General features: G+C 50.5%; 18 protein-coding genes and 2 tRNA genes. 10 read left to right on the top strand and 10 right to left on the bottom strand.

The genetic code is table 11. From position 1 onward, the window contains the following. Window positions 1–27 precede the first annotated feature (27 nt). Window positions 28–957, bottom strand: coding sequence for a hypothetical protein (locus AT710_00290; GenBank protein KUO93312.1), 930 nt, complete (start codon window positions 955–957; stop codon window positions 28–30). A 109-nt stretch (window positions 958–1,066) separates the two neighbouring features. Between AT710_00290 and AT710_00285 the strand changes: the two genes are divergently transcribed. Continuing rightward, window positions 1,067–1,154: transfer RNA gene (locus tag AT710_00285), tRNA-Leu, on the top strand. 374 nt (window positions 1,155–1,528) lie between these two features. Here AT710_00285 and AT710_00280 read toward each other — a convergent pair. Together AT710_00280 and AT710_00275 are read right to left on the bottom strand one after the other, a co-directional pair. Beyond that, window positions 1,529–2,917 (bottom strand): sugar transporter, encoded by a 1,389-nt coding sequence (locus tag AT710_00280; protein ID KUO93311.1) that lies wholly within the window; start codon window positions 2,915–2,917, stop codon window positions 1,529–1,531. A gap of 727 nt (window positions 2,918–3,644) precedes the next feature. Further along, window positions 3,645–4,625 (bottom strand): alcohol dehydrogenase, encoded by a 981-nt coding sequence (locus AT710_00275; protein KUO93310.1) that lies wholly within the window; start codon window positions 4,623–4,625, stop codon window positions 3,645–3,647. A gap of 115 nt (window positions 4,626–4,740) precedes the next feature. On the opposite strand from AT710_00275, the gene AT710_00270 reads away from it, so the two are divergent. Together AT710_00270 and AT710_00265 are read left to right on the top strand one after the other, a co-directional pair. Further along, window positions 4,741–6,090 (top strand): NADH oxidase, encoded by a 1,350-nt coding sequence (locus AT710_00270; protein ID KUO93341.1) that lies wholly within the window; start codon window positions 4,741–4,743, stop codon window positions 6,088–6,090. Window positions 6,091–6,130: 40 nt separating this feature from the next. Further along, window positions 6,131–6,421, top strand: a complete 291-nt coding sequence (locus AT710_00265) for a hypothetical protein (protein KUO93309.1) — start codon at window positions 6,131–6,133, stop codon at window positions 6,419–6,421. Between the two features lie 23 nt (window positions 6,422–6,444). On the opposite strand, the gene AT710_00260 is transcribed toward AT710_00265, so the two are convergent. Both AT710_00260 and AT710_00255 read right to left on the bottom strand, forming a co-directional pair. After that, window positions 6,445–7,377 (bottom strand): Fis family transcriptional regulator, encoded by a 933-nt coding sequence (locus tag AT710_00260; GenBank protein ID KUO93308.1) that lies wholly within the window; start codon window positions 7,375–7,377, stop codon window positions 6,445–6,447. Between the two features lie 25 nt (window positions 7,378–7,402). Further along, window positions 7,403–7,645: a hypothetical protein gene (locus tag AT710_00255; protein ID KUO93307.1), complete on the bottom strand. Its 243-nt coding sequence runs from the start codon at window positions 7,643–7,645 to the stop codon at window positions 7,403–7,405. A 160-nt stretch (window positions 7,646–7,805) separates the two neighbouring features. Here AT710_00255 and AT710_00250 point away from each other — a divergent pair, with 160 nt between their 5' ends. From AT710_00250 to AT710_00240, 3 genes are read left to right on the top strand one after another with little or no spacing between them, the layout of a single operon-like run. Next, entirely contained in the window at window positions 7,806–8,051 is a 246-nt protein-coding gene (locus tag AT710_00250; GenBank protein KUO93306.1) for a hypothetical protein, read from the top strand. Further along, on the top strand, window positions 8,048–8,299 hold the full coding sequence (locus AT710_00245) for a hypothetical protein (GenBank protein KUO93305.1): 252 nt from the start codon (window positions 8,048–8,050) through the stop codon (window positions 8,297–8,299). Before AT710_00250 ends, AT710_00245 begins: the two co-directional genes overlap by 4 nt. A gap of 7 nt (window positions 8,300–8,306) precedes the next feature. Then, window positions 8,307–8,891, top strand: a complete 585-nt coding sequence (locus tag AT710_00240) for a hypothetical protein (GenBank protein KUO93304.1) — start codon at window positions 8,307–8,309, stop codon at window positions 8,889–8,891. Window positions 8,892–8,915: 24 nt separating this feature from the next. On the opposite strand, the gene AT710_00235 is transcribed toward AT710_00240, so the two are convergent. From AT710_00235 to AT710_00220, 4 genes are all read right to left on the bottom strand, one after another. After that, a complete protein-coding gene (locus tag AT710_00235; protein ID KUO93303.1) occupies window positions 8,916–9,521 on the bottom strand; it encodes a fumarate hydratase in 606 nt (201 codons plus the stop codon). Next, entirely contained in the window at window positions 9,522–10,415 is an 894-nt protein-coding gene (locus AT710_00230; GenBank protein KUO93302.1) for a fumarate hydratase, read from the bottom strand. 19 nt (window positions 10,416–10,434) lie between these two features. Beyond that, the gene (locus AT710_00225) at window positions 10,435–11,343 is read right to left on the bottom strand and encodes a porphobilinogen deaminase (protein KUO93301.1); all 909 of its coding nucleotides are present in this window, start codon (window positions 11,341–11,343) and stop codon (window positions 10,435–10,437) included. A 70-nt stretch (window positions 11,344–11,413) separates the two neighbouring features. Beyond that, window positions 11,414–11,695, bottom strand: a complete 282-nt coding sequence (locus AT710_00220) for a hypothetical protein (protein ID KUO93300.1) — start codon at window positions 11,693–11,695, stop codon at window positions 11,414–11,416. Between the two features lie 108 nt (window positions 11,696–11,803). Between AT710_00220 and AT710_00215 the strand changes: the two genes are divergently transcribed. The 4 genes from AT710_00215 (at window position 11,804) to AT710_00200 (ending at window position 14,187) form a co-directional block, all read left to right on the top strand. Further along, a complete protein-coding gene (locus AT710_00215) occupies window positions 11,804–12,598 on the top strand; it encodes a hydroxyethylthiazole kinase (GenBank protein KUO93299.1) in 795 nt (264 codons plus the stop codon). A 122-nt stretch (window positions 12,599–12,720) separates the two neighbouring features. Beyond that, window positions 12,721–12,984, top strand: coding sequence for a hypothetical protein (locus AT710_00210; protein ID KUO93298.1), 264 nt, complete (start codon window positions 12,721–12,723; stop codon window positions 12,982–12,984). After that, window positions 12,974–13,687, top strand: coding sequence for a hypothetical protein (locus tag AT710_00205; protein ID KUO93297.1), 714 nt, complete (start codon window positions 12,974–12,976; stop codon window positions 13,685–13,687). Before AT710_00210 ends, AT710_00205 begins: the two co-directional genes overlap by 11 nt. A 311-nt stretch (window positions 13,688–13,998) precedes the next feature. Next, entirely contained in the window at window positions 13,999–14,187 is a 189-nt protein-coding gene (locus tag AT710_00200) for a chorismate-binding protein (protein KUO93296.1), read from the top strand. Between the two features lie 467 nt (window positions 14,188–14,654). Here AT710_00200 and AT710_00195 read toward each other — a convergent pair. Further along, window positions 14,655–14,729 (bottom strand) — tRNA-Glu (locus tag AT710_00195). Window positions 14,730–14,957: the final 228 nt, after the last annotated feature.

Genomic DNA, 14,957 nt, shown 5'->3' with positions numbered 1-14,957 from the left:
TCTCAACTGGACTCTATAAAAACCAAACTATTGTTGAGCCGCATTGGTTAATGCTGACCTAACAGATATTGCTTCCCTCATTGCTGCATCCCTGAGATCCTTCTCAGTAATGCTTGAGTCGCCCACCACCTCCACGGCTGCTTGGTACAGCGTTGTGGATTGCCAAGTCTCCTCCGCGGTTACCCTAACCGACTTAATTAATGGATTAAGCATGAGCCTCCGCCTCACCTCCTCCTCAAACTTATTTATGGGGATGGAGACCGGGAGATCAAGCCTGACCCTAACCATTCTGTGCCTGGCCTCATCATGATTTATTATCATTGCCTGCACGAGCACGGAATTCGGTATCCTAATCGTTATTCCCTTATCATCAATTATGGTCGTGTAGAGAAGCGTCATATCGGTCACCACCCCCGTGAACCCATCCGGCATACCCTCATGCGGATACATTGTCCTGAGGACACCGTACTGCCAAGTCACTATTGTGACCCTATTGCCCGGCTTAAATGGGGATGATAATATTATAATGATGCCTGCAAACACGCTTGAGAGCGATTGCTGCACCGCGAGACCCAGAATCAAGCCCACAGCCGTTCCACTGAAGGCAGCCACGGAGGGCGTGACCCTAACGAACTCCACAGCTAAAGCTATTAGGACGCCGCTAACTATGCTGAGCTGAAGCAGGAACTTAATTATGGGCCCCCGCCGCGGGTCACATGCATAAACCATCTTAGTGACCTCCCTACCCGTTTGCCAGAACGCCGCGGCACCAACAGCAATCGTCAGCGTTAATCTAATCAAGTCCTCATAGGATGCATACCTATATAGGAGGCTGGCCTTAAGCGCCTCATATATGACGTAAATTATTATGCCCGCGCCAATTACCGGTATCCAACTAATCACTATTTTATTAATTAATTTACTCATCCCAGTGAAGCCGCGGCACTCATTACTCATGAAGGGCGAAGCAACTGTTCAAGTTATAATTGTGTCCAATGCTTAGCCACGGACCCCGCCAAGCATGAAGCGAAAGACTTTAAATAAGGGCCTCCACGATCATTGAGAGGCGGGGGTACCCGAGCATGGTCAAAGGGGGCGGACTTAAGATCCGTTGGCGTAGGCCTGCGTGGGTTCAAATCCCACCCCCCGCACCATAGGTCTCACTCGGTCTCTCCAATATAATCCTGGGGCCATTCTTAGGGTTTGTGAGCGGCATGAGTTGATTAAAATAGATATCAACACGATAAGACATAGATTTTTGAATTGTTCAACTGACCTCCTCCCCGCCTTGAAGGGTTCCCCGAGGTCTCGGGGGTTACGCCCCTTTCGTGGGTGCTACTCGGTTGCCGGCTTCGCGGATGCCCTCTTGGCATTGCGGGAGAGATCGGCTCCCACTCCTCATTCCCATTAAGTTGACCAGAGGAGAGCATCTCAAAGAGAAATAGTAGCTTTGAGTTTAAAAAATACCCCGCCTCAGGGAGGCGAGGTTTTCCGTTTGTTTTAAGACATCGATTTTTGAATTGTTCCGTTAACTTGCTCCAGTGAGCTTGTTCTCTATTTGGGTTGGGGTTAATTCCTTTGTTTCAGGCATTAATAGGAACGACCATAACGCGACGAATAATATGGCGCCTCCTAGAAGAGCAAATGCTCCGCCGTACCCGATCTGCTTAACTAACACCGGCAACACGTAGGTGCTGGCCGCGGCCCCCAGCCTGGAGAACGTTGCCGCCAATCCATGTCCCGTCGCCCTAACCCTTGTTGGCCACAGCTCAGCCAGCGCCACCGTGTACGGCCCTGGACCAAAGTTCATGAAGTAGTAGTAAACGGTGAACAGGAACATTATTAATGGGAACGCTAGGCCTCCCCTGAAGAAGCCCATGTAGTACAGGGCTAGGCCAGCAATCATATCTATCCCCATCATTAAGGAACCAACTATCACCATTAGTCTCCTGCCCCACTTATCGTAAGCCACTGCAGCCGTGTAGTACCCAAATAACGCTATTACCCAGTACAACGCCGATGCTAACAACGATAATTGAGGCGTGGTTAACCCAAGCCCCTTAGTTATGTACGGCGTGTATAGGTTTGCGCCATAGAAAGCTATATCGGCCACTGGCCACCACACCCAAATGAAGAGCGTCGTCTTCCACATGTTGCCCTCGAAAAGCGCCCTAATGGATGGCTTCCCCGACTTGCCTGGATCAATGGTTGCGGAGGAACCGCCAGTCATTTTCTTAACCACATCATCATGGGTCTCCTTCATTTTTCGTCCAAGGCTTTCCTGAATGGCGGCCCACCTTGGGCTCTCCAATATCCCCATCCTAAGCACAATGATTACTAAGCCCCAAATGGCCTCGCTTCCAAGCATTACCCTCCACGCCAAGTTCGGGTTGCCGGAGTAAGCCACTGCGAATGCGAATGCGGATAGGAAGCCTATAACTGATCCAATGCCCCAGAAGCTATTCATGGAAGCCAAGGCAAAGCCCCTCCTCTTCGCGGGGGCATACTCAGCCACCATTGTTGGGGATAGGGCGTAATCGCCGCCGACCCCAATGCCTATGAGGAGCCTAAGTATATAGAGCTCCACGAAGTTCGTAACAAATGCGCTGAGGAAGCCGAATATCACCAGGAATATTAAGTCCCAAATATAGAGATATCTTCTGCCTATCCTATCGGCGAATGCTCCAAAGGTCGGCGCACCGATCGCCACACCTATGAATGCCGAGGAAGCCAGCAAACCCGTTTGGCTGGCAGTTAAGTGCCAAAGGGGACCCAAGTAGATTAGAGCTGCACCTATAATTAATGTATCATATGCATCCACGAATTGACCCATCGATGCCGTGAACCAAGCAAGCCAGAAGTATTTACCCAGTTTCCGCAGGGGCATATCATCGAAGCTTACTCCATTTATTCCCATAAATGCTGGAATTAACCATTTTTTTAAATTATTTGTTGAAATAATAATTAATATATTTGTATTTATAAAGTATAGATATATCTATGTTAATAAAATATTTCACTAAAGATATAGATAGATAAGAGTCGTTATCTCCCGGCTTCTGGAAGAGGCGGAGTTTTATCGTTATTTTTATCGCGCCTTGTGCCCAGATATCGATCAAAGCAAAAGTTACTGACCTCCTCCCCGCCCTGAAGGGGCGAGGTTTGCCGTTAGTTTTATCAACGGCCCCAATCCTAAAAGTACATTAATACCCGCTTCTTCCAATTCGCTGATTAACGCTCCTGCTAAGTACATGCTTGAGAGTCCTCATCCCCATACATGCCCATTATAACCAAATGAAAATAAATGATGTAGTGATTAGTCCCATAGGGGGTAACGCTCTAGACCTCGGGGAAGCCTCGCCATTAATGGTAAGGAGGAGGGCAGAAGCAAGTGAACTATTGGATTGGTTTAAATGTTCCTAGGAGTTCCTGAATCATAGGAACCGAGACCTCATATCAATATTAGAGGCGGCTGGGGTTCGGGATTATGATTATTACGTCGCGGATGCATGGATCCAGATGATCCCAGGTTCGGGGTAGTGTATAGGAGGGGGCTGGCGTGGATTACTTTGCCATAAATGTGAAAAGGAATTAGGCCGACCGAATGATGAGGGAAAGGCTAATCCGAAATCCATGCGTAAGGACTAGGGCCTTATGAATATGCGGCCATCCCTCTCCCTAAGCACTGATGACACTGCCTCTCCCCCATCATCCAGGGAATACGTCCTCCATGTCTTGACTCTACAATCCCTGCAGAGCTCCCTTAACTCCATGAGCTCCCTCCGTGTTCCCCCTGTTGTGCCTATTATTCTCTGGTGCCTCCCATAAATGGATGCCAAGTCTAGATTCACCTGTGAACCCGTGAGGCCGCCGAAAAACACTAACCTACCCCCAACGCCTAGAACCTTGAGGCCGGCGTCCCATTGCGCGCTCCCCACGGAGTTTATGACCGCGTCAGCCATTCGACCGCCCGTTAATTCCTTCACCTTCTCCTGCGCCTCCCCATAATTAACCACGTGATCGGCGAATTCCCTTACCCAAGCCTTTGATGTAACCGCTATTACCCTTGCCCCCATCTTCTTAGCTAATTGAACCGCGAATTGCCCCGTGTTTCCGGAGGCGCCGAAGACCACGACATAATCCATGGGCTTAACCCCGGCCTCCCTTAATGCGTGGTATGATGTTAACGCCGATACCGGTAGGGATGCAGCGAGTTCCGGGGTTAGATCCACCCTCATCACGTTCTTCTCGGGGGCCAACATGTACTCGGCGAAGCCACCATTAGTTACAACGCCCATTATTCCGCCGCTTCTACACAGCATTTCCCTCCCCTCTAGGCACATGTCGCAGGAACCATCAAATACCCTATTATAGACCACGACGGAGTCCCCGACCCCAATGCCCTTGACGTGGCTCCCCACTTTAGCGACTTCGCCGTAAATCTCCGCCCCCGGTATGTGCGGCATGGGCTTCACGGGCAAGTATTGAACCGCGAAGTAATCAATTGGATTAACCCCAGCCAACTTAACCCTAATCAATACATCATGTGGACCCGGCTCCGGGGCCTGGACCTCGGCCACCCTTAAATTATCTAGGCCGCTCTTATCGAAGACCAGCGCCTTCATGCTTAAATCAAAGCTTAATCACTTAATAAAGATCGATACAGGTCCCCGAGAGCACTGATTCCCCGGGGAGGCGGGGCACGTAAAGCCTTTTAAAAGCATGGAGAGGGGAGTAGGCATGCCGGAGAAAATAGTGATAATAGGGGCTGGAGCGGCTGGGGCATCCGCCGCGGCGAGGGCTAGGAAACTTAGGCCTGATGCCGAGATAACAATGATAGATAAGGGACTATTCATAACACACGCCCCATGCGGTATCCCGTACTATGTTGAGGGGGCCGTTAAGAATGCGGAGGACCTAGCCGTGTATAAGCCGGAGGAATTCGCTAAGGACCGGAACATAAATGTCCTAACCAATACGGAGGCAACATCGATAGATGTGGATAAGAGAACCATCAACATAAAGGGACCCAGCGGCGAGTCCAGCATGGCGTGGGACAAGTTAATAATAGCGACGGGGGCGAGACCCATCATCCCCAGAATGCCTGGAACAGAGCTGAGGGGAGTATTAAGCATTAGGTTACCCCATGAGGCGCCGATCCTCAAGCAGGAAGTGGAGAAGGCGAGCACCATTGCGGTGGTTGGGGGCGGCTATATTGGGCTAGAGATGGCTGAAGCCGTGAGGAGCCTAGGCAAGCGCGTCGCCGTGTTTGAGATGGCTAGCCACGTATTCCCAACAACCTTTGATAACGACATGGCTCAATTAATTCATGAGGAGCTCCGGAGAAATGGGGTAGAGCTGCACCTGGGGGATAAAGTCGTGGAGCTGAGGGGAAGCGAATCAGTGAGGAGCGTGGTGACGGAGACGGGCACCTATGATGCGGAGCGAGTCATCCTAGCCGTGGGCGTTAGGCCAGACGCCGAGATAGCTGGGAAAGCCGGCATAAGGCTGACCAATTCGGGGGCAATAGATGTTAATGAGTACATGGAGACCAGCGTGGAGGGCATTTACGCGGCTGGGGACGCCGTGGAGACCTGGAACGCCGTCACTGGGAGGAGAACCTACATAGCATTGGCGCCGCCCGCGAATAAGATGGGGCAGGTCGCTGGGGCTAATGCCGCTAAGGGAAGAACCCTAAAGTTCCCCGGCGCCCTGGGGACGGCAATAACTAAGGTCTTCAACCTATACGTCGCTAGGACGGGCCTCACGGAGGAGCAGGCCAAGGCTGAGGGATTCAAGGCGGTGTCGGCAACCATAAACTCCAGAACCACTGCCCACTATTATCCAGGCGGCACTAAGTTAACCATTAAGATGGTGGCGGATGAATCGACTCATAGGGTGCTGGGGGTTCAGGTCATTGGAAGCGAGAAGGTGGTGGCCGGCTATATCGATACCGCCGCCGCCCTGATCTGGAGATCAGCCACCATAGAGGACGTCTTCTTCGCCGACCTAAGCTATGCACCGCCGACGGCCCCCGTGTGGCATGGATTAATAACCGCCGCCCGCGTCCTCTCGAAAGGCGTCCTATAATGATGGAAACAAGTTTAACCCAGCGCTCATTAGTGAGGCGATGGAGACAATGGAGATACCGTACAAGAGACTAAGGGAGCTGGAGGCCGCTGATCCAGCGTACTCCATAGTTGAGGATGGGCTCCGCGTGGAGATAATATTCAGTCCACCATCTAGGGGGGAAGCCATGGGCATGGAGGAGACCGATGAGGAGCGGCCGGTCCTAAGGATAATTGGGGAACGGCGGGGGGACCTAGTCGCGTTGAGGGAGGCCTGGGTTGAGGAGGGCGGGAGTAGGAGGCGAATGGATCTCTCGGAGCTGGAGCTATGGATCCAGTCCCTGACCGATTAAGGAATTGCTTGGAGGAGTTGGTTTTAGGGCTGGCTCCGCTCCATGACTATTAAATCAACGCGTGAACCCAGGTATGCCTCGAGGACCTGCTTAAAGGCTTCGACTGCGGCCTCAGGCTTCAGGAGCGGCGACCTTATCTCCGCGCCGCTGGCGAACTTGTGTCCACCACCGCCTAACTTAGTGGCTACCTGGGTGCAGTCATACTTAGAGTCCCTATTAGCGCCGCAGTACAATCTATACCTGTTCCTCCCAAGCCTCACCAGGACATTGACGAACACTGCGCCCCTGTGCTGCAGCTCAATCGTTAATTGACGGTACGATATGCCCTCGCTCCTGGGGAAGTAAATGGTTAGTACCTCCCTTATCGGTATTGAGTCAGCTATCTTTAGCATTTTCTCCTTCATTTCCATCGCCTTCCCAATCCATGCCTGGGCCCTCTCATCCCTCATTAAGCCCTCGACCCCGCTCCTGGAGAGGAGGCGGGCAAGGTATAGCCGCCCCATGTAATTGCTTCCCTTCACGGCTAAATCAACGATCTCCGCCTCCTTGGTTGATATGGATGCCGTATCCGTCTGGATGGCCACATTAACTAATTCATTGGTTATCTTATCGCCCTCTAGCCCAAGCGCCTTCATTGCCATTAATGCGGAGCACGGCGCCTCAATGTCATAAAACTCATGAACTGCGCAGGGCTTATTGGTTCTATGGTGATCCGCCCTTATGAATGCCTTACCGGGGCAAGGAAGATCAGCCACGAAGTACCAATTAATTGATCGCAGTAATTTGGATGATTGGACATCCCTTGGGGCCGCGAATATGACTATGCCCTCCGGCTTCTTCCTGAGGAATATGGCTGCGCTCGTGAGTCCATCGGCATCCCCAATATCGCATAAGGCAAGCGGCCTCCTTAGGATCAAGCCCTTAGTTATGTATAGAAGCCTGTATAAGCCATCCATTTAGGAATAGAGGGGAATGCCCTATTTAAGCCTTACCGCTGTCTCGACTCCTCCTGGCCACAGTGAATGCCCAGTACCCTAATCCAATAATGAATAGAAGCGAAATGCCGGCGCTAATTAATGCATCGCGATAATAATGATTTGGGTAACCATTCTTATAAGCCAAGTAGGCGCCCTTGAAGCCCAAGTAGGCGAAGCCAATCATTGCGATCAGAAACACGACGGCCACCACGGCAATAATTAATGCCTCCGTTGTCTCCTTATCCATGTTACCCGCTGTCCCCAGCCATTTAAAAACATTAAGCCCCCTGGAAACTGGACGCCAAGCCTGGACCTAACGGTTCCGGGGCGAGGAGGCAATTCCAATAAAAATGCGACTAGATTCCCCTGGAAAAAGGTTTTAATACGGTAAATGAGGGAAACAAGCCATGGCTCAAGCCGAGGCGGTGCTCCTGGCATCAATGATGCTGGTAATAGTGGGGACCCTCCTCATAGTGATTGATATGGTCATGAGCGCGCGAAGGGAGGGCGAGGCAAGGGTTGGCGGCGTGATACTGATTGGGCCCATACCCATAATCATAGGCAACGATAAATCAATGATTAAGTGGGCCATAGTGCTAACCATAATAGCCGTGATGGCCTTCATATTGATGGCCGTGGTGGCTAAGCTATGAGGCTGGCCTACATAGGCATCGCACTAATACTGTTGGGAATAATTACTCCACTAATCTACATAGTCTCAACATCGACTCAAGCATCTTATGGGGGCGCCGTGATAATACTGCCGATACCCATAGCCATAGTGTTCGGCAATAATGAGGCAGCAACTAACCTAGCCACAATACTCTCCATTGCACTGCTCGCGGCATTCATAGCATACATTGTGGCCCTAATAATGATTCACAGAAGCGCTAATAAGTGAGCGAAGCGTGAGGGACTCATCGCTCATAAGCAAGAGGGCCGTGCGAGTCCTAGGCGTGGCCGAGAGCTTCACATTATCCAGGCCGCGGTCCGTCATGGTTGGCGTAGTGATGAGAAGCGATTGGGTTATTGATGGGGCCGCCCTGGGGAGCGCCACGGTGGGGGGACTCGATGCTTCCCAATCAATAATTGACCTATATAATAGGCTTGGGAGAAGCGATGTCCACTTGGTGATGATTGATGGATGCATAGTGTCCTGGTACAACGTGATTGACCTAGATGCGATCCACGAGTCCCTGGGGGTGCCCGTCATGTGCCTATCCTTCGAAGACATCAAGGGAGATGCGGCGACCGCCATCAGCAAGTTATTCCAGGATGCGCCAATGCGGTTAAGGCTTCTCCATGAGTTGGGGAGACCCATGATTATTCCCACTCCCCACGGCACTCTATGGGCCAGGTCCCGGGGATTAAGTTATGGCACAATCAAGGTAGTGATACATAGATTTCAACGCGAGGGAAAGAAGCCGGAACCAATTCGGGTAAGCAAATTATTGGCCAGCGCATTGCTGCGCAATGGGATACATGACCAGTGATGCGCCGCTGATGGAATTAACGCTTCATGGCCTCCACTTGAATTCCCTTAAGGCCGCCTCCTCATTCCGCCTCACTGCAGCCCTCAAGTCGGCATATAGATTGCTGCCGGTGGAGTCTATTGCCACAGTCATGGGTCCAAAATCCTCCACCCTGAGAACCCACATTGCCTCCGCCATGCCTAGCTCATCCAACCAATGAACCTCCAATACCTCCTTAATTGATTGCGCAGCGAGGACCCCGGCGCCTCCTGGGAAAACGGCGTAAGCCGCCTTATGGGTCCTCATGGCGTTCGCGGTTTTATCGCCCATGCCTCCCTTACCTATCACTAGCCTCACGCCCGTCCTCTCAATTACCTCGGCCTCGAATTCCTCCATCCTGGCGCTAGTGGTGGGGCCCGCACTAAGTACTCGCCACTTGTCTCCACTCCTCATAGCCACTGGACCAGCGTGATAAATCGCGCCGCCCCCGAGATCCACGGGCAACTGCTTACCGCTCCTAAGAGTCTCCAGCATCTTCACGTGAGCCGAGTCCCTCGCCGTCACTATTATGCCGCTCACGTAAATGGTGTCCCCAACCCTCAGCTTCTCTATTTCCTCCACGGGTATGGGGGTCCTCAGCCTATGCTCCACCTAGAACCACCTCGGGTGCGGGAGGAATTCATACTTGCCATCACTGTGAATTAGAACAGTGCTCCTCCTCGTTGCCCAGCAACTAAAGACTATGCCTATGGCGAATGTGGCTGGGTGCCTATACCCATACTCCACATGCACGTCAAGCGCAGTCACTGAGCCGCCGGTTCCATGCGGACCAATGCCCAGCTTATTCACTGCCTTAAGCAATTCATCCTCAAGCTCAGCCACCTTAGCATTAGAGTTACGTGACCCAACGGGCCTCAACGTCGCTGCCCTCTTGGCTAATTTAGTGGCCATCTCAACCGTGCCCCCAATGCCAACTCCAACTATTACTGGGGGACAGGGAATGGGGCCCGCCTCGACTACTGCGTCCAGGACTAGTTTTGGAAGCTTCTCCCAAGCATTGCCCGGCGGAATAACGAATCCCCTGCTGGGAAGCTCAGTGCCTCCCCCCTTCGGCACGTAAGTTATCTCCGCAAAGTCGCCAGGCACCAACTCAATATCTAGCCAGGGAATATGTATCCCAGTATTGTTTCCAGGATTATGCTCCTCAATTGGATCAACGGTATTGGGCCTCAGGGGAACCTCAGCCGTCACTTCACTCACAGCATTGCCCAATATATCGATTAATTTGCTTCGCACTGGAAAATCATCGCCCAGCCTCACGAAGAAATTGGGGAGACCCGTGTCCTGGCAAACCGCTGCTTCACTTGATTGAGCTAACTCCACGTTCTTAAGTATCGCGTTTAATTGATTCCTGCTGGCCTCCTTAACCTCAACATTGAGGCTCTTGCGTAGGGCATCCTTAACATCGAGGGCCGGACCAATGCTTGCCTCCTTAATTATCTTCTTAACGGCCTCCTTAATGGAGGCCTCCAAGGATTGAGGCATAAATTCAAAGGGGGCAGCCTCAATATAAATTTAGCCCCCGCCTCCTAGCCTCATCAAGCACTAGCCTTGCCATTCTTCTCCCCAACTCTACGGCCTCATCAAGCGGCGCTGAGCCTGTCATTATTATCCTGTTGCCCCCGCTTGGCTCCACTACTCCAGCGGTGAAGGTTAATTCACCATGATTAATGGAGGCAACGCCGCCGAGCGGAACATGGCAACCCGCCCCCGCCTCCTCAAGGAACGCCCTCTCCGCCATTGCCTCCACCTCCGTCTCCCTGTGGCTCGCCCTATGTAGGATTGGTATTAATGAACTATCGCTCCTAGCCACTACCCCAATTATTCCCTGGCCCGGCGCTGGAGGCATTTGGCTTGGAGGTATTGGAACTATCTTAACATCGCTTACCCTAATCCTATTAATGCCGGCGACAGCCATTATCAATGCATCGAATTCCCGAGACATTAATTTCCGGAGCCTAGTGTCGACATTACCCCTAACAGGCTCTACTCGTAGATCACTCCTAACCGATAATGCGAAGCCTCGCCTCCGTAGGCTGGATGTGCCGATCCTCGCCCTTCTCGGCAATGTGTCCAGCGAGTACCCCTCAATCGATATAACGGCATCCCTTGGATCCTGTCTCTCCGTAACCATGGCTAGCTCAAGTCCATCACTGATCTGGGCCGGTATATCCTTAAGGCTATGAACTGCTATATCCGCCTCGCCGCGTAGAACGGCTAAATTAACCTCGGCCTCAAAGAGCCCCTTACCCCCCATCTCATAGAGGGGCCGATGAGTATCTGCATCTCCCCGCGTCTTAATTATCTTGACCTCGAACTCATCATTGATGAAGTTCCTCAGGACCTCAATTACTGTCTTGACTTGAATTAGCGATAATTGCGAACCGCGACTGGCTATCCTAATCACGTGCATGGGTTCCCGCCTAGACTCTATAAAACTTCTGACTAGTCCCCCGCACCATTAAAGGGAATGATTGCTTTATTTAATGAACTAGGGTGAGAACCATGGCTGCTATGACTAGGACCCAACCCAGAGCTATTATTACTCCTATTATTTTCTTCAGGGAGGACACGAATGCTAGGATAATGTATATAGCCGTCAGCGATATCAACAGTGTCAATGCCTGGCCGTACTGGGCGGCCAATGTTGGGTCGGCCTTGAATACCGTTGTTTGAAGCAAGTATGAAATGAAGTTAACGAGTAAGTAATATGCATCCACCGTGTACTTAACGGCGTAATTCAGCAGCGATGCTGCTGGTATCATGTGGAGATCCCATAGTGCTTACTTAAATATTTTTCCATTAATTAATGAATGCAGGCCCGTTGAGGCAGGCAATAATGCTTATATTTGCGATTAATTGAGTTATTGTTAATGAATACAATTAATTATTGGGAGGACCTGGAAAAGATACGGAAGCAAAGGCCGTTAATACATCACTTGATGAACTTCGTGGTCATGAATGATGCAGCCAACATAACGCTGGCAATAGGGGCCTCCCCAATAATGGCCCACGCAGTGGAGGAAGTAGAGGAACTAGTCGCCGCGGCGGGGGCCCTATACATAAACATAGGGACACTCGATAAACAATGGATCGAATCAATGCTTAAGGCGGGAAAAGCCGCCAACAGGAACGGGGTCCCAGTGCTGCTGGATCCAGTGGGGGCCGGCGCATCTAGGCTCCGCACGGAAACCGCGAAGCAATTACTGCGGGAGGTGGAGATAAGCATATTGAAGGGAAACGGCGGCGAGGTAATGGCTCTCGCCGGGGAATCCGGGAAAATCAAAGGCGTTGATTCCCTGGGCGGAGCCAGCATTGATGCCGTGGATAAGGTAGCGAGGGAATTCGGCGTCACTGTAGTGGCCACGGGGCCCGTGGATTACGTCTCAGACGCACGGAGACGCGGCGAAGTGAGGAACGGAACCCCCATGCTTCAATTAGTGACGGGAAGCGGATGCATGCTTGGCTCCGTTATGTCGAGCTTCCTGGCGGTTAATCGGGATCCATTCACGGCGGCAATAGAGGGATTAGTCGCATTCGAGGTGGCCGCTGAATCAGCGGTGGAGGGCGCAATGGGGCCAGCATCATTCCGAAACAAATTAATTGACGAGGTATACAGGCTAAACAAGAAATCATTCGAGAAAGCCAAAGTAACCATACTGACATGATGAAGCCCAGCTAAACTAACGGGAAATGAAGCCCATCCCCCCTTTGAGGAGCGAACCTTGATCGCTTTATCTTTGGGGGAGAGGAGAGCAAAATTATTAATAAAAATTATTTCTACACTGCCATGGGCAGTAAAGCAATGATTATGCTTCTCTTCGTAGTCATCGCCTTATCAATCGCTTATCTATTATTATCCTCATTTCATACAGGTGGCGGAGAAACGATTCTTTACTTGATGCCTGGAAAGACTCGTTTCTCTTTGCTGGGCTCCTACTTACAGCAGTCCAGGTACTCCATGGCTGAGATTTACCTGGGGAACGCCACGCTGCTTGCCTCGCCGTTTCTATGGAATCTAAAATCTGGAGGGGGATCCGTCTATGAGCTTTAACTATATGGGCGTGACAGTGAATGAAACGCTGACCAAAGTCAATCTCATAGATCCAGAGATACATGTTATTGGGTACCCGGGTCTGATGTATGGCGAGGAGTATTGGTTCCCGTTTGCTTCACGCACAACTACATGTAACCCATTAAGGCTACCGATTAAGCTATCTGAATTGGGGGATGTCTGGGTCACGATTAATTACAGCTTGTGGCGGCATCTGGGTACCATAGATGATTTTTCGTATGATATATGGCTCACGAGGGATCCCAACACGACTTACCTGGGCTCCGGGGATGTCGAGGTAATGCTATGGATGTTCGCCAACGAGAGCCTGCAGAGCCAGCGGTATTGGATTGATGCTGGGGATGTTTCGGTTCCAACTTCAATACTCAGCAATGAAACCATGATTGGGGGCAATATGACTTACGCTGTTTTCATCTTGCCGCATACCGGCGGCGCGAGTGGTTGGAGCCTAATAATTTTCATTCCTGAATTTAATGGGTACCATGGATTATGGAGCGGAACCTATTCAATTAATCTAAATGGTTTACTGAGCAATGCAGTTAGTGAGTTGGGGAGGATGGGATTAATTGGCGATACGCTTTACCTGAATGCCATTCAAGTGGGGCTAGAGAGTTACCCAAATAAAGGAAATGTGAGCGTTGGATACCATATTTATAGTTGGTATTTGTCCTCCCCATCTTAATGCGCGGGATCACCATGGCTTCATAATTATGATGATCATGAAGCATGATTCTCTTTGGGATCAGGGGGGAGTATTATTATGTGGTCATTGTTAATGATTTTCGGTTTCGTTTAGCGGCATATGTTATATTGATGCGCTGAAGGAGTATGCTTATTATTTGTTTTTAAGGCTGTTTCGTGCCGAAAACGTGCAATTATCATTAATATAGTTCATATATACAACTGTAAAAAGAGNTTAAATTATCGTTTATTGCCCATGATACCCCCATGATTACTTAATAAACACATGACCCCAATATCTATTCGACCAAAATGCCTGGCGTAAACACTCAGGAATACATGGGCAAGGAATACGAGGTCGAGTATGAGGGACACAAGTACAAGCTAAAGCCCCTAAAGGTTTGGGTGCTGCAGCCGAGGGGAAGGAAAGGCATAGTAATAGGCCTCTTCCAGCTTCCCAACGGCAAGAAAATCAGAAAGGCAATAGGCAAAATAGAGTAAGCAAGCAACGAATAAAACCAACTTAAATCCACATCTTCCCTATTTTCATCAAAAACAAGTAATTACCCCAACATCCACATGAACCTTAAAGGAGTAAACTGCTCCGCCCTTATGGACGGGGTCTCTGTCGTTAAAAGATGAAAGCCGCGAACCCTCCTCGCTATAGGGTGAACTACCATGAAATACAAGTCCTCCCTAACACTCCTCCACACTAGAAATGGCTCTGATGAAGCGAATTCGGATTATTCGCAAGAAGCAGGAAAACCCCCACGAGACAGGGGAATCCACTTACAAGGGCTAAGTAGTTCACGTCCATGTTTTTATAGAGCCAAGGCACTCTAACGCATATAGTTGATTATTCCTTGGCCTGGTCCTGCCTGGCGCAAACACCTTAATCAGATCAGGGATAATGCTTCCGATATGGATCATTACTTCTTATCTTGATTTTCAATTAAAGGAGGAATCAATGCCCCGGCCGGGATTTGAACCCGGGTCGCAGGCTCGAAAGGCCCACATACTTGACCGAGCTATACTACCGGGGCCCATTTTCATGAATCCCCTTGGTTTTAATTTTTTTCCACTCATCTGATCCCCTCCCTGGGCCAATTAATATAGAGAAAATCCCTAAAGGGAGTTGGAGGAACACTAACAACCCAACCAAAGAAAGAGCAGAATCTACAAAAGAATTGAAACAATAGGCCAAATAATAAAGAAAGCCAATGTGATTTGCATGAAATGGGGGTTAAGGGGGCGGAAAGCCTCGCCCCTTC

The sequence above is a fragment of the Thermocladium sp. ECH_B genome, assembly GCA_001516585.1.
GTDB lineage: Archaea > Thermoproteota > Thermoprotei > Thermoproteales > Thermocladiaceae > Thermocladium.
The sequence above is the reverse complement of the archived record's forward strand: the minus strand, read 5'-3'. Positions and strand labels throughout refer to the sequence as shown.

Excerpts from the sequence above, each read along its gene's own strand:
- AT710_00290 (KUO93312.1), bottom strand. The coding sequence starts at position 957 with ATGAGTAATGAGTGCCGCGGCTTCACTGGGATGAGTAAATTAATTAAT.
- AT710_00280 (KUO93311.1), bottom strand. The coding sequence starts at position 2,917 with ATGGGAATAAATGGAGTAAGCTTCGATGATATGCCCCTGCGGAAACTG.
- AT710_00275 (KUO93310.1), bottom strand. The coding sequence starts at position 4,625 with ATGAAGGCGCTGGTCTTCGATAAGAGCGGCCTAGATAATTTAAGGGTG.
- AT710_00270 (KUO93341.1), top strand. The coding sequence starts at position 4,741 with ATGCCGGAGAAAATAGTGATAATAGGGGCTGGAGCGGCTGGGGCATCC.
- AT710_00265 (KUO93309.1), top strand. The coding sequence starts at position 6,131 with ATGGAGACAATGGAGATACCGTACAAGAGACTAAGGGAGCTGGAGGCC.
- AT710_00260 (KUO93308.1), bottom strand. The coding sequence starts at position 7,377 with ATGGATGGCTTATACAGGCTTCTATACATAACTAAGGGCTTGATCCTA.
- AT710_00255 (KUO93307.1), bottom strand. The coding sequence starts at position 7,645 with ATGGATAAGGAGACAACGGAGGCATTAATTATTGCCGTGGTGGCCGTC.
- AT710_00250 (KUO93306.1), top strand. The coding sequence starts at position 7,806 with ATGGCTCAAGCCGAGGCGGTGCTCCTGGCATCAATGATGCTGGTAATA.
- AT710_00245 (KUO93305.1), top strand. The coding sequence starts at position 8,048 with ATGAGGCTGGCCTACATAGGCATCGCACTAATACTGTTGGGAATAATT.
- AT710_00230 (KUO93302.1), bottom strand. The coding sequence starts at position 10,415 with ATGCCTCAATCCTTGGAGGCCTCCATTAAGGAGGCCGTTAAGAAGATA.
- AT710_00225 (KUO93301.1), bottom strand. The coding sequence starts at position 11,343 with ATGCACGTGATTAGGATAGCCAGTCGCGGTTCGCAATTATCGCTAATT.
- AT710_00220 (KUO93300.1), bottom strand. The coding sequence starts at position 11,695 with ATGATACCAGCAGCATCGCTGCTGAATTACGCCGTTAAGTACACGGTG.
- AT710_00215 (KUO93299.1), top strand. The coding sequence starts at position 11,804 with ATGAATACAATTAATTATTGGGAGGACCTGGAAAAGATACGGAAGCAA.
- AT710_00210 (KUO93298.1), top strand. The coding sequence starts at position 12,721 with ATGGGCAGTAAAGCAATGATTATGCTTCTCTTCGTAGTCATCGCCTTA.
- AT710_00205 (KUO93297.1), top strand. The coding sequence starts at position 12,974 with ATGAGCTTTAACTATATGGGCGTGACAGTGAATGAAACGCTGACCAAA.
- AT710_00200 (KUO93296.1), top strand. The coding sequence starts at position 13,999 with ATGCCTGGCGTAAACACTCAGGAATACATGGGCAAGGAATACGAGGTC.